Below are 24,702 nucleotides of genomic sequence, written 5' to 3' on the forward strand. Positions count from 1 at the left end.
CGACACGACCCCGCAAGGGAAGCAGGAGCGCCTGCGCGGGCTGGGCGCCACGGTCGTCACCACCGGCGAGCAGCCCTGGCGCGGCTACGAGGAGGCCCGCGACTGGGCCCTGCGCTACGTCTTCGAGCGCAATCTCTATCTTCAGCGGAGTTTTGATATCGAAGGCGCCCTGCGCTACGTTCACGGCTTCGAGGACGTGATCCCGGGGCAGGGCGTGGCGGGCTTCGAAATCCTGGAGGGGATGCGCGCACTGCCCGAATCCGTCCGCGAGCGATTGGCGCGGGCGACCTTCCTCCTGCCGACGGGCGGCGGGGGACTGACCGCCGGCGTCGGTACGGTGCTGCGCCGGCACCTGCCCGAGGCGCGTGTGATCGCGGTCGTCTCCGCGGAGGCGCCGGCCCTGCATTTTTCCCTGATCGAGGGACGGCGCAGCGAGGTGTACTTGAACGAGAAGGGGCTCTGCGACAGTGGGATCGGCCTGACCATCCCCGGGGCGCGGCCCTTCGAGCTGATCCGCGAAGGCCTGCATGGCTCGCTGGCCGTCGGCGACGCCTGGGTCGGCGAGGCGATGCGGCGGATTCACCGCCACGAGGGCCTCGTGGTAGAGGGCAGCGCGGCGACGGGCCTGGCCGCGGTCCTAAGTGGGCGCCTGCCGGAGTTGGGCCTGGATCCCAAGAACCCCGTCGTCACCATTCTCACCGGCTCCAACATCGACCCGGCCCGGCATGCGGGGGTGATGCGCGGGGCGGAGGGGTCCGGTGAGGGGCGGTGAGTGTTTTCCTGAGAAAACGCTGAAAGATTTTAGCAACACATAGACCTGGCGACCGAAATCGTTTTGGTTTAAGCATCGCGTTCACGGGTAAGCTACATGTTATTCTCCAAGGTTTTTTCTCCCCGCCTCGCCGGGCAGGCGGATTCGCGTCCTTCCGGACTGTCATCCACTTTTTCAAGTCGAGAGGCTACAGCTCAAATCTTTGATCGGCTGCTCTCCGAAGCCGGTCCTCCGTCGGGCCTTCCGCTTTCGGCATCCTCACGCGTGGCCCTGAGGGAGGCCCTTTCCCTTCCCGATTCTGCGGCTCGAGAAACGGCGGTGATTGAGGCGCTGGGGCTCGGGAGCGGCCGGATCGCCTCCCGGATCGGCCCGGAGGGACTGCGCGAGTTGATCGCCCTTTCGCAAGAGGGATCGGGCGAGCTCTACGGCGAAGAAGTCTATCAACTGGTCCGGCGCTTGGAGTCGCAGGGCAGGTCGGCCCCGGCCCTGAGTCTCTGCGAATTCCTATTGAACGGCGGCGCCGGCGACTTGTCTCCCGCCCTGGCGCAAAGGGTTTCGCGAAGCCGCGAGGCGATGCTGGGTCGGGGCGAAGCGGGCGATCGTTGGGAGTCTTACGCTCGCAGGTTTACTGCCGAAGCGACCGATCCCGGCATGCTCGTCGGCATGGCAGCGGCCTCGACCGTCTTTTCCTTCACGCGCCTGGCCCTGCTTTCCCGGCTGTGGGCCAGCCCGACGGCCGGCTTCCTGACCCGTGGCCTGGGATCTAGGCTCCTGGCCTCCGGTTTGGCCCTGCTCCCCGAGTCGGGAGCTTTTTGGCTGACCTCGAAGGGCTACGCGGAGCTCGCCCATCCAGGCGGGCAGGACTGGAGCCTGCGGCAAAATATTGGCGAGTGGCGAAGTCTCGCCTTGGGCCTGGGCATGATGCGCGTTTCGGGTTACGCATTTCGGCGGCTGCATCTTGGTTTTCGAGGAGAGGCCGCGCGCGTCTCCCTCGCGGGTTCCTCGAGTTTCGAAAGGGCCTTGCTGCACCAAGGCGCCATGTTCGCGGGGATCCTAGGATCTCATGCACTCGAGGCCGCGCTGGGATGGACCCGACCGCGCAATCTTTCGGACAACGTCGTCGATTCTTTGGTTACGCTGCTCCACTTCAACGTCGGGGGCCGGATTTCCTCGCGGGTGTTCTCCGGATTGCATCGGACGAGTCAAGGGGCCGAGCTTCAGTTGCTGCGGCAGGAACGCCTGCAAATCGAGTCCTGGTCGGCCCCTCCGAGGTCCGGCTTCGGCAGGCCATTCGGCGGTCTCGGTCCGAACCCCGCTTGGGCCGCGGCGGGAACCATTTCGCCGGCGAGGGGCGATGTGGCGCTCGAAATTCCCGAACACGTGATGGCGATGTCCACCATGAGGCCGGGCGAAGGGCCTAAGCGCAGCTCTTCCTCTTCCTCCTGGAACTTCGGAAGCATCCTGCCTCCGGCCGGGCCGGCGGAGGGCGGAGGTATGGAAGGGCAGGGCGAGGCCCAAGAGTGGCTGAGCCGCGCCGTCTCCGGGGAAACCGGTTTGCCGCCGCTCCACGGCGTCTTGCAATGGTTCGATTATGCCGAGCGCCGCCAAATCGTCGCGGAGGCCTTGGGCCGCCACGAGCCCGAGGCGCTGCTGAGGGCTTTAGCTGTCCGGGTGGCTCCGGCGCAGGGCAGGGCCGAACGCCTCGCGGCCGTCGGCCTCATGCACTTGATGGTTTTGGAACAGCCGGGACTGTTTAACGCGGCTAAGGCCTTCTTGGGAAGGGCGACGCCGAGTTTTTCGCGAAACCCCCAGGTCGAGACCGTTTGGCGCGAGGCCGAGGAAGGATTGCGCCGCACCGTCGAGTCCGAAGGCTGGAACCGGGAGGATTCGCTCGCCGAAGTCCAGAAGGTCCTGGCGACGCTGGATCGTTACGGCCACCCTCATCCGCTGGTGAACGAAATCCTCGACGCTCTGCCGGGTCTTTCCCAGGAATCCCTGAATTTCCGAAAATATTCCTTTCTGACCTCCCTGCACTTGGCACGGGAGATTTTTCCCGCCGCGACACCCTATGCGGAATACCTGCAAGCCTCGTTCTTCGCGGAGCGGGCCCTCGGCGCGGGGGAGTGGATCTTCGCCAGGGACATGTTGCGGCAGGGCCGGTCGAGGTTGTCGGCGGAGGCGCCCGCTTCCGTTTGGCTCGGCGGCGATCTGGTCCGGCGCGAGACGGCCTTGATGTCCGCGCTGGCGGACTTCGTCGCGCTCGAGAAGGCCTCGGAGAATCCTTTCCGCCGCTACGACGCCCGCGCGGATTTTTCCAAAGTCTCCTTGCTCCGTCATCTGAACGCCCTCCGCCAAGACAGGGTCGCGAAAGGCCGGTTTGCGCCGGCTGAGGCGATCGATCGCCACGCGTCCGAAATTTTCGAACGCGACGTCGCTCCGGTCTGGCTAGAGGGTATCCCCGAGCCCGAGCTGCGTCGCACGGTAGCTCCCCACTTTCACCGAATTTCGGAGTTTTTGGGCCGTCGCGGCGAGGCGGCCCCGGCGCATTGGCCGAGTCTTTTGGGACAGATTGCCGAACCTCTGTTGGCCTCCTCGAATCCCGAGCAGTCCTTTCAAATCTTGCGGGACCTGCACCGTACGGGAGTGGTACCTCCGGAGGCCTGGCCGGATACTTTGATTTCCTTGGTGACCGCGGTGGAAATTCAGCTCCACCAGATGCGGGGCGGGCCTAGGTCGGAGGCTTTGGGCAGGACTCGAAATCTGCTTTCCGCCTGGTCGGAATCCCTTTGATGCCTGGTGTCGACGGCTCGCTTTGCGAAAAGGTCTGCTACCGGGTCCGCGGACGCGCCGGGTCCGCATCTACCCGAAAACAATCGCCTTTATCCGGGGCAACTAATGCCTTGACGCGCCCCGACGCGGCTGGGTATGAGCGGGGCTCGCCTGCGCGCGGGTCTTTTCCGCCGTCGAGGCAAATCTTTCCCAATTTTAAGGAGTTGGAACGATGTACCGCTACCGCCTGATGGCCCCCGGACCCACCCCCGTCCCCGAATCGGTCTTGACCAAAATGGCCCTGCCCATCATCCATCACCGCACCGAGGCCTTCGAGAAGGTGGTCGCGGAGGTGCGCGAGGGGCTCAAGTGGCTCTACCAGACGCAAAACGAGGTTCTGATCTTCGCGGCCAGCGGCACCGGCGCGATGGAAGGAGCGGTGGTCAATCTGCTCTCGAAGAACGACCGCGCCCTGGTCGTCGACGGCGGAAAGTTCGGCGAGCGCTGGTGGAAGATCTGCAAGGCCTACGGCATCGCCCACGACGTGATCAAGGTGGAGTGGGGCCAGGCGGTCGACGTGAAGGCGATCGAAGCCAAACTCAAAGAACACGACTACCGCGCGGTCTTCCTGCAGGCCTCCGAGACCTCGACCGGCGTCGCGCACCCCGTCGAGGCGGTGGCGAGGATCGTCAAAAATATGCCCAACACCGCGCTGGTGGTCGACGCCATCACCGCCCTGGGCGTGGTCAATATCCCGACCGACGCTTGGGGCATCGACGTCCTGATCACCGGCTCGCAGAAGGCCCTGATGCTGCCGCCGGGCCTGGCCTTCGCCTCGGTCAGCAAGAAGGCGCTGGCGCTCTGCGAGAAGAGCGACCTCCCGAAGTTTTATTTCGACTTCAAGCGCGAGCGGAAGTCCATTCAAGAGAACACCACCGCCTGGACCCCCGCGGTCTCGCTGATCCTCGGCTTGCAAGAGGTGCTGAGGCTGATGAAGCAGGAGGGCTTGGAAAATCTCTTCAAGCGCCACGCCCTCCAGGCCAAGGCGACGCGCGAGGGGCTGAAGGCGATGGGGCTCAAGCTCTTCGCGCCGGCCGCGCCCTCCGATGCCGTCACCGCCGCCTATTCGCCCGAGGGCATGGACGCCGGCAAGATCGTCAAGACGCTCAAGAACAAGTTCAACATGACCATCGCGGGCGGGCAGGACCAGGCCAAGGGCAAGATCTTCCGCATCGGGCACCTCGGCTACTACGACCCGATGGACATCCTGAACGTCCTGGCGGCGGTCGAGTCGGCGCTGATCGAGCACGGCCACAAGATCGCGCCGGGGGTCGGTCTCGGCGCCGCGATGCAAGTGCTCATGGAGAAATAATTTCGCCCGATAGGAGAATGCATGCCCAAGGTATTAGTCAGCGACAAGCTCAGCGAAGAGGGCCTCAAGATCCTGCGCTCCGGCCCCGGCCTCGAGGTCGACGTGAAGACCGAGCTCAAGCCGGAAGAGCTCGAGAAGATCATTCCCGACTACGACGCCCTGATCATTCGCTCCAACACCAAGGTGACGGCCGCGCTGCTCGAGAAGGCGAAGAACCTCAAGATCGTCGGCCGCGCCGGCATCGGCGTCGACAACGTGGACTGCGTGGCCGCCAGCAAGCACGGCATCATCGTCGAGAACACCCCCAGCGGCAATGCCACCACCACGGCCGAGCAGGCCGTCGCGATGATGTTCGCCGTCTCGCGCATGATCCCCCAGGCGACCATGTCGATGAAGGAAGGAAAGTGGGACAAGAAGAGCTTCGTCGGTCGCGAGCTCACCAACAAGGTCTTGGGCGTGATCGGTGTCGGCAACATCGGCAAGATCGTCGCCGAACGGGCCCTGGGCCTCAAGATGAAGGTGATCGGCTTCGACCCCTTCCTCACCGCCGAGGCGGCCGCCCAGATGGGCATCGAATTGGTTTCGCTGGACGAGCTGTTCCGCCGCTCGGACTACATCACGATCCACGTGCCGCTTACCGACAAGACCCGCAACCTGATCAACAAGGACTCCTTCGCCAAGATGAAGAAGGGAGTCTTCCTGATCAATTGCGCCCGCGGCGGCATCGTCAACGAGGCCGACCTCCTGGCCGCCCTGGAAGAGGGCAAGGTCGGCGGCGCCGGCCTGGACGTCTTCGAGAAGGAGCCGCCTCCGGCGGATTACGCCCTGATCAAGCACCCGCGGGTCGTTTGCACGCCGCACCTGGGCGCCTCCACCGACGAGGCCCAGCTCAACGTCGCGATCGAGGTGGCCGAACAGATCGTCAATTACTTCGCCACCGGCGAGGTTAAGAACGCGGTCAATTTCCCAAGTATTTCCGGGGAATTGGCGAAGATTCTGAAACCGTATCTTTTGCTTACCGAGAAGATGGGCCTGCTCCAGGGCCAGCTGGCCGAGGGCACGCCGCAGCAGATCACGATCGAGTACACGGGCGAGATCACCAAGTACCCGCTGGCGCCGATGACGGTCTGCGTGCTGAAGGGCCTGCTGCAGCCGATGCTGGAGGACGTCAGCGTCAACTACGTCAATTCTCCGGTCATCGCGAAGGAGCGCGGTATCAAGGTGGTGGAGGCCAAGACCCAGGAGGCGCTGGACTTCGCGAGCCTGGTCACGGTCACCCTCGAGACCAGCGCCGGCAAGCGCATCGTCTCGGGGACGACCTTCGGCAAGACCCACCCCCGCATCGTGCGCATCGACGATTTCTACCTCGAGGCGGTCCCCGCGGGGACGATCCTGGTGGTCCGCAACCAGGACAGGCCCGGCGTCATCGGCAACATCGGCACCCTGCTGGGCAAGAACAAGGTCAATATCTCACGCATGCAGTTGGGCCTGCTGCGCGAGACGGGCGAGGCCCTGGCGCTCTACAACGTCGACGAGCACGTGCCCGACGAGGTCTTGAAGGAGCTGAAGGCCCTGCCGAACATCCTGTCCGTCAAAGAGGTTAAATTATAACGCGTTGCCTTCGGCCTTCTTTTACGGAATGCGTCTTCGCGAAAGGTTTAACCAAAAAATTCTATGTCCAACGTCGTAATCGTAGGCACTCAATGGGGCGATGAGGGGAAGGGGAAGATCGTCGACTTCTTCACCTCCAACGCCGACGCCGTCGTCCGTTTCCAGGGCGGCAACAACGCGGGTCACACCCTGGTGGTGGACGGGAAGAAGACCATCCTGCACTTGATTCCCTCCGGCGTCCTACACCCCAAGAAGGTCTGCGTCATCGGCAACGGCGTGGTGGTCGATCCCAAGGTGCTTTTGCAGGAGATCCAGGCCTTGAAGAAGGCCGGCTACCTCAAGAAGCCGGACACGCTGCGGATCAGCAACCTGGCCCACGTCATCCTGCCTTACCACCAGTCCATCGACTTGCTGCGCGAGGCCGCGAAGGGCGACGCGAAGATCGGCACGACGGGCCGGGGCATCGGCCCCTGCTACGAGGACAAGGTCGCCCGGCGCGGCGTCCGCATCGCGGATTTCGTCGATCCGGACATCTTCGCCGCGCGGCTCAAGGCCCTGCTGCCCGAGCGCAACGCCTATATCGAGCAAGTCTTGAAGGGGAAGACCTTCGACGCCGAGGCCCTGCTCAAGGAATACCTGCCGCTCGCCAAGGCGATACGCCCCTATGTCGACGACGTGGGAGAACTGCTGCAGAACTGGGTGCGCAAGGATTGGAAGCTGCTTTTCGAGGGCGCCCAGGGCACCAGCCTGGACGTCGACCACGGCACTTACCCCTACGTGACCTCCAGCAACACGGTGGCGGGCTACGCCTCCTGCGGCAGCGGCCTGGGCCCGACGCAGATCGACCAAGTGGTCGGCATCGCCAAGGCCTACACCACGCGGGTCGGCAGCGGACCCTTTCCCACGGAGTTGGAGGACAAGACCGGCGAGTACCTGCGCGAGAAGGGCGGGGAGTTCGGCTCGACGACGGGCCGTCCGCGGCGCTGCGGCTGGCTGGACCTGGTCGTGATCCGCCACGCGATGCGCGCCAACGGCCTGACGTCGTTGGTGTTGACCAAGCTCGACGTCTTGAGCGGCCTCAAAAAGATCCGCATCTGCACCGGCTATCGCCTGGGCGCCAAGGTCCTGAAGACGGTCCCGGCCACGGTGGAGGACTTGCAAGAGGTAAAGCCGATCTACGTGGAAGTCCCCGGCTGGTCCGAGGACCTGACCGGCGTGACGCGGTGGAAGCAGATGCCGAAGGCCGCCAAAAAATACGTCGAGCGGGTCGAGAGGCTGCTCGAGCTGCCGATGACCTCGGTCTCGGTGGGGCCCTCTCGGCAGCAGCATATCGTGCTGAAGAATCCCTTTAAATAATCCATCTCAAATCATCGCCTATCGATTGTAGGGGCGAACCTTGTGTTCGCCCCCCGCCGGCAATTTCGCGACGCTGATTTCTTTGCGATCGCTGTAGGGGCCGATCGCGAACGGCCCCTATGGGTTTTGCGTGATGGCGGGTTCCGTAAAATTGCGGGGTCCGTGTCTAGGGCGAACACAAGGTTCGTCCCTACGATGGGTTTCCGGCGGTGTCGGAACCACAGCTGGTGCGAATCGGAAGTCTAAGACTGGTGTACTTAGGTTAAGTATGCGAGTCACTGGCTCAGAGTATTTTTTTTCTCTTTCTCCTTCTTAAGGAGCACCTAGGATGGAAAAGAAAATCTCCCCCGGAAGGCATTAGGCAGGAGGGAGGGCGTAGGAGCGGAAAAAAAGCCGAGTGAGCTCGATAGTTAGAGGCTGACGAAGGAAGACTCTAACTATCGAAGCGAACCGGCTTTTTTTTCGCGACTAGCCCGACCGGGCCGTAGCCTTCCGGGGGAGATTTTCTTTTCCATCCGGGCGCGGCGTTATGGCGGAGGTATTCATGGCGATGTGTCCGGGAGGTATCGGAGGAGGGCTTCAGAGCGGGGGCCTAAGCATCCTTCCCCAAGTCCCAGCAATTCTTGCTGGATTCGCACCCCTCAAGATGCTTAAGATTGCCGCATGTCCGATGTACAAGATCCCATCGTCTCGGTCGTCCGCAAGCTGAAGCGCCGGACGAATCGCTACTTCCACGACTACCAAGAAAAGCTGAGCGGCGCCGCCACCGAAAAATTCCTAAGCGGAGTCCTAGCCGAGGTCGAGCAGGCCAAGGCGCTGCCCGCCTGGGAGGCCGCCCTGGGCCGTTGGAACGAAGTCAAGGCCCACATCGAGACGCATTTCGAGCTGGTGCAATTGGCCTTCCAGCGCTTCACCGAAAACCCCGAGGTCGAGGCCGAAGAGCGGCGCCTAAGAGAAGAGGTCGAGCCCGTCTACTCGATCTGGAACGCCAAGGTCCGAGAGAAGTTCCTGGCCTCTCCGGAGCGAAAGGCCCTCGAGGCCAAGCACGGCAAGCAGTTCTTCGCCCAGCTGCAGTTGGCCCAGGACGCCTTCGACCCGAAGAACGTCGAGCTCGAGACCAAGCTCAACAAGGTCTTGGCGGATTACACCAAGCTGAGCGGGGGCGCCTGCTTCGAGGTGGAGGGGAAGACCTACCCCCTGGCCCACATCAAGAAGTTCTCCTCCTCGCCGCGCCCCGAGCTGAGGCGCGACAGCTACCGCAGCTACAGCGGCTGGTTTCTCAAGAACAAACCCGCCCTCGAGGCGATCTACGACGAGGCCGTCCAATACCGCGACGCCATGGCCAAGACCCTCGGCCACCCCGACTTCATCCCGCTGGCCTACCAAAAGATGCGCCGTCTCGACTACGGCCCCGAGGACGTGCGGGTCTTCCGCGAGGAGATCCGTGAGGTGATGGTGCCTCTGGCGGTGAAGATCCGCGAGCGCCAGGCCAAATCCCTGGGGCTTGCGCGGATGCAGGCCTGGGACCTGGATTATTTTCCGGAGTGGAAGACCGGCGAGCTCAAGGTCTCGATTCCCCAGCAGACCCGCGCGGGCCTGAGCGTCTACCAAAAGCTCTCCCCGCGCCTGGCCGAGCACTTCCAGCGGATGATTGACTGGGACCTGATCGACGTCCCCGCCCGCGTCGGCAAGGCGCCCGGCGCCTTCTGCACGGGGTTTTACGATTACCGGGTCCCGTATATCTTTTTGAACAGCGTCGGCGAAGCCGCCGACGTGACGACCCTGCTGCACGAGTGCGGCCACGCCTTCCAGGCCTGGGAGAGCCGCGACATCGAGCTGATCGAGCTCAGCCACCCGACGCTGGAGGCCTGCGAGGTGCATTCGATGGGGATGGAATTCCTGGCCCAGCCTTATTACGGAGAATTCTTTTCCGAACAGGACGCCGACGCCTTCCGCAAAAAGCACCTGGCCGAGAGCATCCTACTTTTGCCCTACATCGCGATGGTCGACGAGTTTCAGCACCGCGTCTATTCCGGCGAGGCGAGGGGCGAGGCGGGCCGGGCGCGCGCCTGGGAAGAGCTGGAAAACAAATACATGCCGGGCATCGACTTCGGCGACCTGCAGGCCTGGAAGCGCAGCCGCTGGATCCGCCAGCTGCACATCTTCCAGGTGCCCTTCTATTATATCGATTACGCCATCGCCCAGGTCGGGGCCTGGCAGCTCTGGACCCAGAGCCTCCGCGACAAAGAGGCCGCCCTGGACAATTATCTCAATCTCTGCAAGCTCGGCGGCACCCTCCCGCTGAAGGAGTTTTTCGCCGCCGGAAAATTGCTGCTGCCTTTCCAAAAAGGCGTGCTAAAGGGCCTGATGGCCGAGATCGAGCGGATCGAGCCCCTGTATTAACCGTCTCCCGAGCGCTATGAGCGAAACCTCCATCCAAAACGTCTTCAGCGACCACCGCGTCTTCGACGTGAAGGCGCGCGGCGAGGGCGCTCCGCTTCTGCCCGACCTCGAGGCCTATCGCCGGCTCTACCAGGCTTCTATAGAAGACCCCGAGAAATTTTGGGGCGGCGTCGCGGAGGGCTTCGAGTGGTTCCAGAAGTGGGACCGCATCCTGCGCTACGACTGGGGCGACAAGATCGAGGTGGCCTGGTTCGAGGGCGCCAAAACCAATTTGAGCCTCAACTGCCTCGACCGGCATCTGAAGTCCCGAGGCGACAAGCTCGCCCTGATCTGGGAGGGCAACCGCCCCGGCGAGACGAAGAGCTTCACCTACCGCCAGCTGCACCGCGAGGTCTGCCGCCTGGCCAACGCGCTGAAGGCCCTGGGGGTCCGGAAGGGCGACCGCGTGGCCATTTATATGGGCATGGTCCCCGAGCTGGCGATGGCGCTCTTGGCCTGTGCGCGATTGGGGGCGACCCACAACGTCATCTTCGGCGGCTTCTCCGTCGAATCGCTCAAAGAGCGCATCCTCGACTGCCGCGCCGAGTTCCTGCTCACCGCCGACGGCCTGTTTCGCGGCGAGAAGTCGGTCTCTTTGAAATACGTCGCCGACAAGGCCCTCGCGGCCTGCGAGGCGGCGGGACACAAGCTGATCGCCTCGCTGGTCCTGCGCCGCACCGGCGAGGAGATCGACATGGTCGAAGGCCGCGACTACGAGTGGAGCGAGCTGATCGCCCTCCAGGAGGACGAGATCGACCCCCAGCCCATGGACGCCGAGGACCCGCTCTTCATCCTCTACACCAGCGGTTCGACGGGCAAGCCCAAGGGCGTCCTGCACACGACCGCCGGCTACATGGTGCAGGTGGCGACGACCTTCAAATACGTCTTCGATTACCGCGAGAGCGACGTCTTCTGGTGCACCGCGGACGTGGGTTGGGTGACGGGGCACAGCTACCTGGTCTACGGGCCACTGCTCAACGGCGCTACCACGGTGATGTTCGAGGGAATTCCGACCTACCCGGCGGTCGACCGCTTTTGGGAGACGATCGACCGCCATAAAGTCACCATTTTCTACACCGCGCCCACCGCGATCCGCTCGCTGATGCGCTCGGGCGAGGCGCCGGTGCAAAAACATTCCCTCGAGAGCCTGCGCATCCTGGGCACGGTGGGCGAGCCCATCAACCCCGAGGCCTGGGTCTGGTATTTTAATACGGTGGGGAAGGGGCGCTGCCCGGTGGTCGATACCTGGTGGCAGACCGAGACGGGGGCGATCATGGTCAGCCCCTTGGCGGGCGCGATGCCGCTGAAGCCCGGCTCGGCGGCGCTGCCCTTCTTCGGCGTCCAGCCCAAGATCCTGCGCGAGAACGGCCAGCCCTGCGGCCCCAACGAGGGCGGTCTCTTCGTGATCGAGGCGCCCTGGCCCGCGATGATCCGCGGCGTCTACGGCCAGCCGGAGCGGGTGAAGCAGACCTATTTTTCCAAATTTCCCGGGAAGTATTTCGCCGGCGACGGCGCCCGCTGCGACGCCGACGGCTACTACTGGTTTCTCGGCCGGATGGACGACGTCCTCAAGGTCTCGGGGCACCGCCTCGGCACCGCCGAGCTGGAGAGCGCCTTCGTGAAGAACCCCGACGTCGCCGAGACGGCGGTGGTGGGCTTCCCGCACCCGATCAAGGGCGAGGGCATCTACGCCTTCATCACCCTGAAGGAGGGCGTGCAGCCCTCGCGCGGCCTGCGCCGCGAGCTGATTCAGCACATCGCGAGCGAGGTCGGCCCCATCGCCAAGCCGGACCACATCCAATTTACGCCCGCCCTGCCCAAGACCCGCAGCGGCAAGATCCTGCGGCGGGTTCTGCGCAAGATCGCCTCGGGCGAGGTCGACGACCTGGGCGACACGACGACGCTCGCCGATCCCAACGTCGTGCAGCAGCTGCTGGAAGGCGCCCGGGCCGAGGTCGACGAGGAAAAATAGGGCCGGCATTTTCCCTAAATCGAAACGCCTTTCGTTTTCGCCGATTCCGGAATAGAGTTCTTCATGGTCGAAAAATCCAACCGTTTGAAGTTCGAAAAGTCCCCCTATCTGCTTCAGCACAAGGACAACCCCGTTCACTGGCAGGCCTGGGGCGAGGAGGCCTTCCGCGCGGCCCGGGAAGAGAACAAGCCGATCTTTCTCAGCATCGGATATTCCACCTGCCACTGGTGCCACGTGATGGAGCACGAGTCCTTCGAGACCCAAGAGGTCGCCGACGTGCTGAACCGCGACTTCATCCCGATCAAGGTCGACCGCGAGGAGCGCCCCGACGTCGACGACATCTACATGTCCGCCTTGCACGCGATGCGCCAGCGGGGCGGCTGGCCGCTCAGCATGTTCCTCACGCCCGAGCTCAAGCCCTTCTACGGCGGTACCTATTGGCCCAAGCCCCTCTTCCTCAACGTGCTGGGCCAGGTCGCCAAGGTCTGGCGCGAGGCGCCCGGGCAGGTCTTCGAGACCGGCGACTCCATCGTCGAGTACCTCAAGCTGCAGAAGTCCGCCCAGGCCGAGGGCGTGGGCCTAAGCGAGGACGTCTTCGGCGCCTTCTTCCGCCAGAGCCTGATGAGCTTCGACCCCGCCTGGGGCGGCTTCGGGCAGGCGCCGAAGTTTCCGCACGCCAACCAACTTTCGATGCTGCTGCGGATCTGGCGACGCGGCGGCGAGCCGCGCGCCCTGGAGATGGTGAAGTTCACCCTCGACAAGATGGCGCGGGGCGGGATCTACGATCACTTGGGCTACGGCTTCGCGCGCTATTCCACCGACGCGCGCTGGCTGATCCCGCACTTCGAAAAGATGCTCTACGACAACGCCCAGCTGGCGGTCGCCTACCTCGAGGGTTTCCGCGCGACGCAAGAGCCGATGTTCCGGCGCGTCGCCCAGGAGACCCTCGACTACGTCCTGCGCGTCATGACCGACCCCGAGGGCGGCTTTTATTCCGCCGAGGACGCCGACAGCGAGGGGGAGGAGGGGAAGTTCTACGTCTGGACCTTCGAGGAGCTGAGCGAAGTCCTGACCCGAGACGAGCTGGATCACTTCTGCCGGGTCTACCAAGTCACTCCCGGCGGCAACTTCGAGCATGGCACGAACAACTTAAGCCTGGCGGTGGAATTCGGCTGGGCCGAGAAAGACCACCCGCTGATCCGTTCGGCGAGCGAGAAGCTCTTCAAGATCCGCGAGGCCCGCGTCCACCCGCACAAGGACGACAAGATCCTCACCGCCTGGAACGGCCTGATGATCCGGGCCATGGCGATGGGCTGGCAGGTCTTGGGAGACAAGAAATACCTCGAGGCGGCGCATCGGGCGATGGAGTTTCTGAAAAAGAAGCTCGCGCCGCAAGGGGATCTCCTGGCCCGCTACCGCGACGGCGAGGGGCGCTTCGCCGCGCGCCTCGACGACTACGCCTACCTGATTCAGAGCCTGATCGAGCTCTACCAGTGCGACTTCCGCCCCGAGGTCCTGAGCTGGGCCCTCGACCTGCAGCGGCGGCAGGACGCGAAGTTTTGGGACGCGGCCGGCGGGGCCTACTTTTTCACCGACGGCAGCGACCCGAGCCTCTTGGTCCGGGGGAAGGAGGGCTCGGACGGCGCCCTGCCCAATGCCAACGCGGTCGCCGCCGCCAACTTGCTGCGGCTCCACGACCTCACCCTGGATGCCGCCTATCGCGAAAAGGCGCTCAAGACCCTCGAAGTCTTCGCCCCGACCGCGGCGGAGTTTCCCTCCGCCTTCGGGACCTTGCTCTTGGCCTACGATTACCTGACCGATCTCTCCAGCGAGCTCGCGGTCCTGGAAGGGAAGGCGGGGGAGGGCGCCGGCTTTTTCGCGAAGCTGCGCGGCGGCTTTTTCCCCAACCACGTCGTCGCCGCCGCCGTGGAGGCTGCGGATTTTCCGCCGCTCTTGCAGAACCGCCGGGCCCAGGGCGGCAAGACCACTTACTATCTCTGCCGCGACCATGCCTGCCAGGCGCCCACTCAGGACGGGGAGGAGATTTTGGCTAAGCTCGCCGAGTGTGCGCGTTACGATTTGGAAGCTCAAAAGGATTAAACCTTGAGGGCTTCTCGCCCCCGCCCCGGCGGGCCTCTTGTGGCTTGGATTCCCCAGGAAGGCTTTCCGGCGAAACTAATCTCTAAATAATGTATTGAAATTATTAAATATTGTCGGGATGTATCCGGACGCTCTTGGCCCCGGTTTTGCTAATCTTAATCCCCGGCATGGGCACCGCCGCAAAATCCCTAAATTCCACTCCCGCCATCGAGGAATTCCTGGGCTACGATTCCAGGGGTGAGGCCGTGGTCTTGCGCCGCAGCTCCGAACACCCCGGAGATCCCGTGCTCGCCGCCGCACCCTCCGAAAAGAAATCCGAGTTTCGCCTGTCTCCGCCCGTCGGAGACCGCTCGGCCACGGCCGGAGGCCTGGGCTTCTTTTCGGAGTTTCAAGAGGTCCGCAAGCGACTTAAGGCCCAGGGCTTGGTGAAGGGGTAACCTCTTTCCCCGCCTACTTAAATTTTTCTCCGTTAAGAGGGCCTTCGCCTTCGAAGATTTCCTCCAGCAAGAAGCGCGTCTTCGCGGGAATCCGATTCTGCGGATAGTATTTCTCGATAATTTTATAGGCGGCCTCCGGCGAGGGCAGTTCCAGATAGCGCAGGAGAAATTGGACATCCCCGCGATCGTTGCCGTCGAAGCGGGCGGAGATGCATTTCATGGCGAGCATGTATTCCGCCGAGGGGGCCCAGACGCGCAAGTTGGAAAGCTCCAGGACCCCCTCGCGGGGCGGATCGGCGTGAAAATAGGCCTTGGCCGCATCGTTGAGCCAGTCTTCCGAGATTCCGAAACGTGCGGCCACCTTGCGGCCGGCGGCGCGGATTTCCCGGGTGGGCTCGAAGATTCCGTCAATATCCTTGGTCGCCTCGCGGGTTTGAAAGACCAGGCACATCACGGCGCCGCCGCAGATGCCGACCTCGCCCTTGGCCCCTAGCTTGACCAATTCTTCATTTAAGGCAGCAAAGAGTTTTTGGATGAGCGTTCGTGTCAGCATTGTCGCCTTCCTTCAAAGTCGCTCCAGGAAATTTCCTAAGACGAAGAGATTTCGCCGGCGAAAATGGGCGGGGCTTTCCACCAGGGCGCCGGCCTTGAGGTTCTCCATGCCGCTGACAAACCATGGGTCCTTAAGCGGCGGCACGCCCTCGCACCAATCGGGGGCTGGAATTCCAGCCTCGACACAGAGGGCCTCGACGGTCGAAGCCAAGAGGGCCTTGAGCTTAGGGGGCGTTTCGAGAAGCGGGGGGGCTTGAACGAGGGCCTTCTTGTCTTCCGCCCGCCGAAAGGCGTCCACGAAATTAAAAAAAGGTCCGCGCCAAGGGCCGGCTTCCCCTGCGAGGATTTGGAAGGAGACGACCGCGACGGAATCCACGGGGTCCCGCCAAAGGCTGTCAAGCCGATGCCTGAGGTAGCCCTGGGGATAACCGAGCCCGCCGCTCAAACTTTCCAGGGTCGAGAGACGGCTGTCCTGGTCGCCGGTTTCAAAGAGTTGAAGGGTTTTATAGGAAGTCCCGGCGAGGGTGGCCAGACGGCGTTGCGAGATTCCGCGAGTGATGCGGAGCTGTTTGAGGGCCTTCATAAATACAAAATAGATGACGTAAAATTTTACGTCAATAGACTTCCTTTGTTCTGAAATATTCGCGATCTATCACCAAAAATTCATAATGAGAACAATAGGAATAAATTTTGTATGTTGTTCTCAAAATGAAGAAGTGAGGTGTTTACACATCAGTTTTAATATACTGAAATTATTAAATATTATTTTTTAATCCGTGGCACGTCGGTTGCAATTCCTTCCCAAGGAAGGCCCTGAAGTAGAAGGGGCCCGATGAGGAAAGAGGAAGGAAAACGTGGAAAAGACCGACCCGAAAATTCAGATCTCCACCCCCAAATTCGAAGAGTTCCTCGGCTACGACGACCGCGGCAACCCCGTCGTCCTCCGCCGCAGCGCCTCGGTGGCCGAGAAGGCCCCGGAGCCCCAATTTCAGTCCGAGCCCCGCAAGGCCGAGCCCGCGGCCCGTCCCACCGGATCGCTGCGCTTTTTCGCGGGTTTCGAAGAGGTCCGCGCCCGCCTGCAGGCTAAGGTCGCGGCTTCCTAGGCGATTCCCTTTCCCGAAAATCTTTTTTCCGATTCTTTCTCTGCGCAACAAGGTGTTAGAATTCCACCGATATTAGTAGGAGTCTCCGCTCGAAGGGCTTGGGATTTCTACTGATACTTGACCAGTATCAATGAGGTTCTCTGTCCTATGGGTGATGAAGCCGCAGCAATCGCCGGAAAATCCACCGGTGTAGTCACACTGCCCCCCATTGTCGATGCTAAAGGCAAGGCCACCGAGGTCCAAGCTCCGCCGGTCACCGCACCTCCTCCAAACCCCGAAGAGCTGAAAAAAATTACCTCCGAGGTCACCCAAAAGCTTGGCGTGAACATACCGGCGGATTGGATGGAAAACGGCGTCATTAAACCGGACAAGATGGCCGCGGTCCAAGATCTGATCGTCAAAGCTGCAGGGGAAAAGAAGAAAACCGACCTAGGTGGCGCGGCGCGCCTCATGAAAAAGGCGGTTCTCCTCAACCCCAAAGACGAGAAAACCCGGCTGGAGGCTTCCAAAGTCTGGTTAGAGTACGGGAAGGAAATCAAGGCTAAGGGTAATTCGAAGGATCTTGTGACTTCCAACCTGCGCCGGGTCGTCCTTCTGGAGGCCTTCGCCTTCATCGAGGGCATCCCCACAGGCCGGTCAAAGGAGAAAGACACCTATTTAAACCCGGAAGTCCGGAGGCATAAATACGACGTGGCGCACGAACTCGCCGCCATGTTTACCGGAAGTTTTCGGGGCACCGAAGAGGACGCGAGCTATTTCCTGGGTATCGCGGTTGAGAATGCCAGTCCCGAGCAGATCACCGCCATGATCAAGGGGTTTAAGGAGTATCCCCATCCGGAAATTTTAGGGGAATTCCGCGACCCTTATGTCTTCATCGCGGCTCATTTGACATCGGCAAACAGATATGAAGAAGCGACGGAGCTGCGCAAGATCGGCGCCACCGCCGCCACCACTCCCGAGGCCAAGAAAGAGTGTCTCCGTTTATTCCATTATTACGGCGAGGTCTGGAATAAATACACCCCCACCTTTGCCGACAAATCCAACGCAGCCGCAAATGCCTTGTACGGAGCATTGAAGGAACAGCTCGTCACGGGCGCCGAATTTAAAGGCGTTCAAGACAGGGCTGAAACCCCCAAAGAAAGAGACATCTTCCCCCAAGAAGTTTTTGATTTTGTCGGCAAGAATTTGAAGGATCCCCGTGTGCAAGCCGCCTTGAAAAAGGCCGGCATCACCATCCCTAAGGGAAAAGAGAAGGAAATTGGAGAAAAGGGTTTTGCCGCCGTTATGGCCGAGTACCACAAGGCCGAGGCCCATAAGTTAAGGAACACCTACAAGCCCGAGGATTTGCCCACCCTGGAGGTCCATCTGCTCGGCGCCGCCCTTTACCAGCCCGACGATATGGAAGCGCGTCGCAACCTGGGCGCTTTTTACTTGAAGCACAAAAAATTTCCCCAGGCAGTGGAGGCCTTTGAGACCTACCGCCGCAGCAAGCCAATGGATAATTCGGCCATGCTGGATTTGGCCGAGGCCTACATCGGGACCGGTGAGTCGCAAAAGGCCCTCGACCTCTGCGATCTCTACCAAAACAGCCCGATGGTGAATTTCGCGAGCTCGGAGTATCAGCGCTCCGACCAGCTGACCCGGAAGGCGGGCAGCCAAATGATCGCCGGTTTGCTCAACGAGTATGACGAGGCCAAGAAGAAGGGGGTCAAATCAGATATCGAGCAGGCCGTCTACAAGCTGGAAAATTGCCCCCCCGGCACGCCCCGCGAGGCTATCGAAAGATACCAGCGGCGCCTGGATTATTACGCCGGCATAATGAAGGACAAGGACTCCAGCCATATCGAAAGGGAGGAAGCGGAAAAATACGTCAACGGCATCGAAGAAAGTCTCCGTGAACTTCAACGTCAGGAACGCAGTGCCGCGGTCCTGGGCAAGGGCGAGATGCCGACCGAAGCCCATGCCGAGGCCGCCCGAAATGCCGCCATTATCGGAACCATGGTCGGCGACGGCGGAGATCTGCAACGTTGGTTTGATTTGCTGGGCTGCGCGGGCCCCGAACACGTCAGTACGGCAACCCAGTTGAATCATTTGGGGGAAATGCTCGCCATAGCCAAAAAATCGGGCAGCGCCAGCTTTCCGGATGAAGTTGCCCATGCTTTCCTGATTCGGGCCCAGGATACGATGGAATCGGAAGGCGCTAAAAAGTTTCTGGAAGGCGTGTTGAAGTCGACCGGCTCCAAGCAGTGGGAGTTGCTCTCGGCGGAAGGCGTTAAGAAGCTCGAGGCCGAGTATGTCGCCGGAACCAAGGCGCTAGCCGAGGCGGATAAATCCAAGGACCCCCGCGAGAAACGCGGCCTGCTCTTCGCCGCCCTGAAGAACTTCCAAAACCTTGGTGCCGGCAAGGAAGTGACCGACATCGCGGATAAGATCGAAGCCACCATCACGCCCGAAATGAGTACCCGCGACAAACTTCAGATGTATGGTGCTTTGTACGGCTCCTTCAAGGGCGGCTACGCGGAATACGAGGACAAGTATAAAAAGAAGGCCGACGAATTTGCCGATGCGTTGCTGAAGCCCGGTGACTATAGCGTCGATCGGGTCAAGGACCTGCTCACGGCAAAGGCGTATTTCGACTCCATCGGGGAAATCGACAAGTCCATGGGCGCCGTTTCCGCGTTGCGGAGCCTCCAGTCGGATATCATCCATGACCTCAAGGAGGCCGAGCCGAAGATCACGGACTCCAAAAGACGCCTGGAGCTGGCCCGGATGTTGGTCCAAATCGACGGCGAACTCCTCCCCGGCAACGTCGCCGCCGCTGCCAAGAACTTGAACGATGCGGCCAACAAAAAGCCGCTCAGCTATGTTGCGCCGGAATTCGAGCAGCTTTACACCCATATCGATATTTGGCGGCAAGAGCTCGAGGCGGCCAAAGACCTTCCGATCCAGGAAAAGATCCAAGAGGCTTCCAATTTTGGCGCGGCGGTGGGCCGGCTCAAGCCCCTGACCTTGGGCGATAAGCCTCTGATGGATCCCGCAAAATTCAAGGAGATGACCGATAGTATCCAAAAGACCCTGGGGACCATTTTCGAGGAGGCCATGGAGCAAGGTCCCAACGCCACCGAAGACGACAAGAAAATGGCGGCGGTCATCGTCCAGGATCTTAAAAAACGGCTGGAAATCGACCTCAACGAGGGCAACGGGGCTTGGCTTTCGAAGTTAGATTCGGAAGGGCTGTTGAAATTCGCAAAGACAGTGCAGGCCGCCCATATCCTGAAAACCAAGGCTAAGGCCGCGGATGGGGAGGTGGCACTGGAACATTATATGAAGGCCGCTGCGCTCTTTTCTCAGGTAGGTCTCAATCCGGAGGTCAGAGATTGCCTCGGGAGCGTTAAATACCAGGCCGACAAAAATCCTAACTTGGCGGAACGGGCCCAAATCTATCTAAATATTTCGCAAATTTATGCGATGAACGGACAAAAGTCCGACCAAAATTACATTCTCGGCCAGCTTTCGGAGTTGGGCAAAGATCCTCATGCCAACTATCAGGTTAAAACCATGGGAGAGGTCGCCCAGGCCATGGTCCATCTCAACAACGGAGAAATGGATAAGGCCAAGGAAATCCTCCGACAACACCAGCTCGATCCCATGGCCAAGAAGCTTTTGCACGGCATTGAAGAGGGCACCCGTGAGTTCCGGATGAACCAAGGAATGCAGATTTTGCGGGGCTGGATGCTCGGTAAGTTGCAGGAAAAGCAGTTGTCCCCCGACAAAAGGGCCGCCGTCGAAGCAGAAATCGACATGGTGCTGAATTTGGCCAAGGCCCGGGTCATGAGCGGAGAGTCGAAGAATTTCGAAACGGCCATCGCCGAGCTCCACGCGAAAATTCCCGGCTACGTCGGGAGCATCCTTTCCGACGCCAAGGAGACCAAGGTAAACCGGACTTCCTTCGAGGCAGGTTTTCCCGTCAATATCATGGACACCGCCTCGGCCATGATGAATCCGAATATCAGCGACGGCGAATTCGCGGAACTCGCCATCGGTATGGCGAGGAACATGGCCAAGCAAAAGATGTTCAACGAAGCCCACGAGGTGGCCATGATTCTCAAGGCCAACCCGGCCTGCGAGGCGGCGGCCGATAAGTTTATCAAGGACGAAATTCCCGAGATCACCTACTCTCAGATGGCCGCGAAGGGGATTAGAAGTCTGGGTGCCATGACCCCGCCGGGCGCTTTTTTCTATGTATTCTTCGCAGGGTCGCAAGCGGAAGCCAACGAGGTGATGATAGAAGGCCTCATTACCGTCGGCTCGTTCGGCATGGCGCGGGGCGTTGCGGTTGCCGCCGAGGCGCTGTGGGTGGCCCGCATGGCCGCCGTCATCGAATCGCCCATCCTGATGGCGGGGAGCAAATTCGCCGTACGCACCGTAACCGAGGCAGCTGCCTTCCCCTTGGCGACCGGCCTGTTGACCACCGCCCTCACCGGCAGGACGGATCATTGGAGCATGGAGCATTACGGCAAGGAATTTGGCTCCATGCTGGTGACCTTCGTTTTGTTGCACGGCGCAGGTGTCCCTTTGGGTAAAATGCAGGGCAAGGCGGCCCAATCCGTGGAAGAGGCCCAAGCCGCACTAAAACTCGCCGAGCAAAGCGGCAAGGGTATCAAGCAGGCCCAAGCCGCGCTGACCCGCGCTAAGATGGTGCAGGGTGCGGCCGGCGGTGTCGGCTGGGCCGGCCGCGTCCTGGCCTTCACCGGCTCGGAGTACGTTACCGAAGGCATCGGGCTGAAAGAGGATCAGCACCTGCCTTTCTGGTTGAAATTGTTCAACAGCGCGGTCACCGATGCCCAGATGGTGATGGGCGGCAAGCTTATCGACGGCGTCACCAACGGTAAGCTCTCCCGCATCGAGCAGAAGACCCAAAAAATGGTGATGATCCACGGGACCATGGAAAAATTATCGGCGAAGTATGGTGACGCCAAGCCCGGCAAAGAAGCATGGAGCGCATTGGAAGGCAGGATCAGCGCGGATCCCAAGTTCAATCCCATCGAATTCGTCAAATCCACCGCCGAGGCAATGAAGGTATTGGAACCTGCCCTCAAAAACGTTCCCGACGCCAAGAAAAATCAGGTCCGGGAGGCCTTCCTCGAGGATATTTTTGCAGGAAAAATGGATGTGAAGATTGCCCGCCAGCTTGCCAAGCGGGTGAAGGACGGTCAGAGCGCCATCCAAGCGAAGGAAGACGGCAAGGGCTACGACCTGGTAGCGGGGGAGAAGTCGGGGAAGGCACCCAAGGCCCCAAAGGCCAAGTCCCAGGCCAAGCCGGGTGGAGAGGACCTCGTCGCTCAGCAGAAGCAGCAGGAGGCGATCGGCAAGCGGGCCGAGGCCTTGGCTCCCGAGTTCGAGGCGGGCGTTCAAATCCGCGAGAAGGTCGACAAGTACGAAGTCACCACCCTCGAGCGGGATCCCAATGCCAGCCCCGTCGAGGGCGCCGGCAAGAAAGTCACCTACTACGTCAAGGTCAAGCCCGACGGGACCCGGGAAAGCCTGAATCAAAAGGATATCGGCGACATCAAGGCCGGCAGGTCTCCCGAGGTCTTGGGCTTCGAAAAGGTCGACAAGGAAGGAAAGGTGATCGACGGTCCCCCCGTATCCAAAGACGACTTCGAGGCCTATCAGCACTGGTACACCCAAAAGAAGGAAGCCGCCAAGGTAGTGGTGCTCAAGGCGGTCGAGCCTCCCGCCGACGGCGGCCAGCCGAGCGCCCCCGCCCCGAAGAAAAAGGCGGCGAACGCCGATCCCGCCGCGGCTCGCGCTGCCTATGCCGGCCGCGCCTTCGACCTATCTTTCGACCACGCGATGCGCTCCGGCAAGCCGCCGACGACCGAGGAGCTGACCCAGGTTGTTCAGCGCAACATGGAGTCGCTCGACGTCCTCCAGCCGGCCCTCGACGGCCTGCCCAAGGCGAAACGTGAAGCGGTCAAGGAAGGCCTCCTCCAACAGCTCGCCGACGGCAAGTTGACCAAAGAGCAAGCCGTGGAGTTGGCCGCCAAGGTCGCCAAGGGCGAGGCCGAGATCGTCCCCAACGCCAAGGCCGAGTACGGGTATGAAGTGAAGGTCAAGGAGGCGCCTAAGCCGAAGGCCGACGACGTGACCAAGACCGACCCCGCCGTCAAGAAGCGCGCGCAAGATGCCGACGATGGCGGACCGCCGACTCAGCGCGACGGCGCCAAGGGCAAGAAACAGGAACCGGCTCCGAAGGATCCCGTCTTGGACGAGGGGGTTCGCCGCGTTTTAGAGCTCCAGTCCGGCCGGGCCGAATGGCAGCGTTCCTTAAAGCAGGCCGAGGACTTCGGCACGCCGAAGGACAAGGCGGCCGCTAAAGAGGTTCGAACCGCCGCGGACAACGTCAAGTCGCTGAGCGGAGAGTACCTTAAGGCCAAGGCCGAGCTGAAAAAGCACCCCGAGGGCAGCCCCGAGCGCCTCGCCGCGCAGAAGCGCGTCGACGAATTGCAAGGCGAATTGCGCAAAAATCTCGATGTCATCCAAAAGTGGGAGGATTACCCGAAGGAGCGCTCCAAGGTCACCGGGCAAATGCGGGATGCCGCCTTTCCATTTCTCGAAAGGGCCATCCAGGGCCAGGGCCACGAAAAAGGCTTGGGCGAGGCCCCCGAAGGGGCGCGCATCCTGGACGTCTCTTTCCGGCAACCGGGTCACGGCGACGATTTCCAGGCCGGCCCGGGAAAGACTACCGGAGAATACGAGGTCCTCATTCACGTCCGCACCGAGGCCGACGCCCAGGCCGTCCTGAAGGAGGCGCGCCTCAATCACGGCGAGAACAAGGCACAGTTCGTCAAAGACGCCGACGGCAAGGTGCGCTCGGTCGAGATGACCACGCCCGACGGTAGGGTCTTCTCGGTCCGCGTCGAGCTGGCCACCACCGAAAACCGCGCCGAGGTCACGGACCGCGGCGGCATCGCCGGCGCCAGCCACGAGGGCGTGGGCTACAAGGAATACAACGAGGACCGCCAAGTCGTCGTCACCTTCGAGAATGGCCGCACCGTCACCCTCGTGATCGACGGCATGGGCGGCACTCAGGGCGGCGAGATGGCCGCCAAGCTGGCCAAGACCGCCTTCGAGAAGGCGGTGAAAGAGGGCAAGTCCGTGGAGGACGGCATTCGGCTCGCCAACGAGGCCGTCGCCGCCTACGGCAAGGAGCTGCTGCCCGCCCTGACCGAACGCCTGATGAAAGAGCAGAACCTCGACCGCGCGACCGCCGAGCACTATGCCAAGTACATGCTGCCGGGCGCCGTCGCGATGGGCACCGAGATCAGCCGTAACGCCAACGGAACCTACAATGCGCGCTTCCGCAGCGTCGGGGACTGCGAGGCCGCCGTGATCCGCTTCAAGCCCAACGGCGAGGTCGAAATCCTCGACGCCTACGGCCGCAGCGAGGCCGACATCCTCAAGAGCCGTTCGGATCCCAACGCCAACATCGTCGACCAATCCCTGGGCGGGCACTCCGGTCCTCTCAAGATCCGGACGAAAGACGTGACGGTGGAGAAGGGCGACATCGTCCTCAACGGTTCCGACGGCTTTTTCGAAAACTTCGGCTCCCACGCCGAGATCGCGTTTTTGATCCGGGAGTCGGGCGCCAAGAGCCCCGCCGAGGTCCGCGACGTTCTGATGCGCGAGGTCTTGATCCGCCAACAGCTCGCCGATACCCTGCAGAAGAGCGGGCAGGAAAACATGACCCTCACCCCCGAGGCCTACGCGAAGGCATATCAGGCCGTCACCGGCCAAGAGCCGCCCGCCGGTTGGAAGGGCATGTGGGAGGGCAAGGTCCTCGACATGATGGGCAACGTCGGCGAGGCCAAGGACCTGGGGCGCGTGCAGGTCACTTATGCCGACGGGCAGAGCTTCGAGTTTCGGGGTGTGCCGCGCGACAAGACCCAGAGCCACTTCAAGAAGGACAATACGACCTTGGTCGTGCAGGGCGTGGGCGATCCCGTGCGCCCCGATACGGTGACGCCGTCCCGCGCCGAGCTCGCGAAGGAGCAGATGGGCCTCGCCCTGGAGCTGGCGCGGAACTTCGGCCTCGAAAAGAACCCCGACTTCATGAAGGACTTGAACGCCTTGGTGCTGAGGGACGTCGCCTCCGGCGGTAGAACTCAAGACGCGGCCGGCCGAGAGGCCCTGCTGCGCCAGCGGACCAAAGA

Annotated in this window: 13 protein-coding genes; 11 read left to right on the forward strand and 2 right to left on the reverse strand. The window is 61.8% G+C overall.

Features of this window, described 5'->3' with window-relative positions; translation table 11 throughout:
• The 9 genes from FBR05_08990 to FBR05_09030 form a co-directional block, all read left to right on the forward strand.
• The coding region (locus tag FBR05_08990; protein MDL1872329.1) for a pyridoxal-phosphate dependent enzyme at positions 1 to 772 on the forward strand (772 nt) is incomplete at its 5' end.
• A gap of 318 nt (positions 773 to 1,090) precedes the next feature.
• Positions 1,091 to 3,562 carry a hypothetical protein gene (locus FBR05_08995; protein ID MDL1872330.1) on the forward strand — a complete coding sequence of 824 codons (2,472 nt, stop codon included), beginning with the start codon at positions 1,091 to 1,093 and terminating at the stop codon, positions 3,560 to 3,562.
• Positions 3,563 to 3,773: 211 nt separating this feature from the next.
• Positions 3,774 to 4,913: an alanine--glyoxylate aminotransferase family protein gene (locus FBR05_09000; protein MDL1872331.1), complete on the forward strand. Its 1,140-nt coding sequence runs from the start codon at positions 3,774 to 3,776 to the stop codon at positions 4,911 to 4,913.
• 21 nt (positions 4,914 to 4,934) lie between these two features.
• Positions 4,935 to 6,524 carry a phosphoglycerate dehydrogenase gene (locus tag FBR05_09005; protein ID MDL1872332.1) on the forward strand — a complete coding sequence of 530 codons (1,590 nt, stop codon included), beginning with the start codon at positions 4,935 to 4,937 and terminating at the stop codon, positions 6,522 to 6,524.
• 63 nt (positions 6,525 to 6,587) lie between these two features.
• Entirely contained in the window at positions 6,588 to 7,880 is a 1,293-nt protein-coding gene (locus tag FBR05_09010) for an adenylosuccinate synthase (protein MDL1872333.1), read from the forward strand.
• Positions 7,881 to 8,543: 663 nt separating this feature from the next.
• On the forward strand, positions 8,544 to 10,283 hold the full coding sequence (locus FBR05_09015) for a M3 family oligoendopeptidase (protein MDL1872334.1): 1,740 nt from the start codon (positions 8,544 to 8,546) through the stop codon (positions 10,281 to 10,283).
• Positions 10,284 to 10,299: 16 nt separating this feature from the next.
• On the forward strand, positions 10,300 to 12,294 hold the full coding sequence (gene acs, locus FBR05_09020) for an acetate--CoA ligase (protein ID MDL1872335.1): 1,995 nt from the start codon (positions 10,300 to 10,302) through the stop codon (positions 12,292 to 12,294).
• Between the two features lie 63 nt (positions 12,295 to 12,357).
• Positions 12,358 to 14,394 (forward strand): thioredoxin domain-containing protein, encoded by a 2,037-nt coding sequence (locus FBR05_09025; GenBank protein MDL1872336.1) that lies wholly within the window; start codon positions 12,358 to 12,360, stop codon positions 14,392 to 14,394.
• 146 nt (positions 14,395 to 14,540) lie between these two features.
• Positions 14,541 to 14,831: a hypothetical protein gene (locus FBR05_09030; protein MDL1872337.1), complete on the forward strand. Its 291-nt coding sequence runs from the start codon at positions 14,541 to 14,543 to the stop codon at positions 14,829 to 14,831.
• A 13-nt stretch (positions 14,832 to 14,844) separates the two neighbouring features.
• On the opposite strand, the gene FBR05_09035 is transcribed toward FBR05_09030, so the two are convergent.
• On the reverse strand, positions 14,845 to 15,384 hold the full coding sequence (locus FBR05_09035) for a hypothetical protein (protein MDL1872338.1): 540 nt from the start codon (positions 15,382 to 15,384) through the stop codon (positions 14,845 to 14,847).
• A gap of 12 nt (positions 15,385 to 15,396) precedes the next feature.
• Entirely contained in the window at positions 15,397 to 15,966 is a 570-nt protein-coding gene (locus FBR05_09040) for a helix-turn-helix transcriptional regulator (protein ID MDL1872339.1), read from the reverse strand.
• 271 nt (positions 15,967 to 16,237) lie between these two features.
• Between FBR05_09040 and FBR05_09045 the strand changes: the two genes are divergently transcribed.
• Complete coding sequence (locus tag FBR05_09045) at positions 16,238 to 16,486, forward strand: hypothetical protein (GenBank protein ID MDL1872340.1); 249 nt, start codon at positions 16,238 to 16,240, stop codon at positions 16,484 to 16,486.
• Between the two features lie 147 nt (positions 16,487 to 16,633).
• Positions 16,634 to 24,702: hypothetical protein (locus FBR05_09050; GenBank protein MDL1872341.1), on the forward strand; the 8,069-nt coding region annotated here is incomplete at its 3' end.

The sequence above is a fragment of the Deltaproteobacteria bacterium PRO3 genome, assembly GCA_030263375.1.
In the GTDB taxonomy this organism is placed as follows: domain Bacteria; phylum UBA10199; class UBA10199; order DSSB01; family DSSB01; genus DSSB01.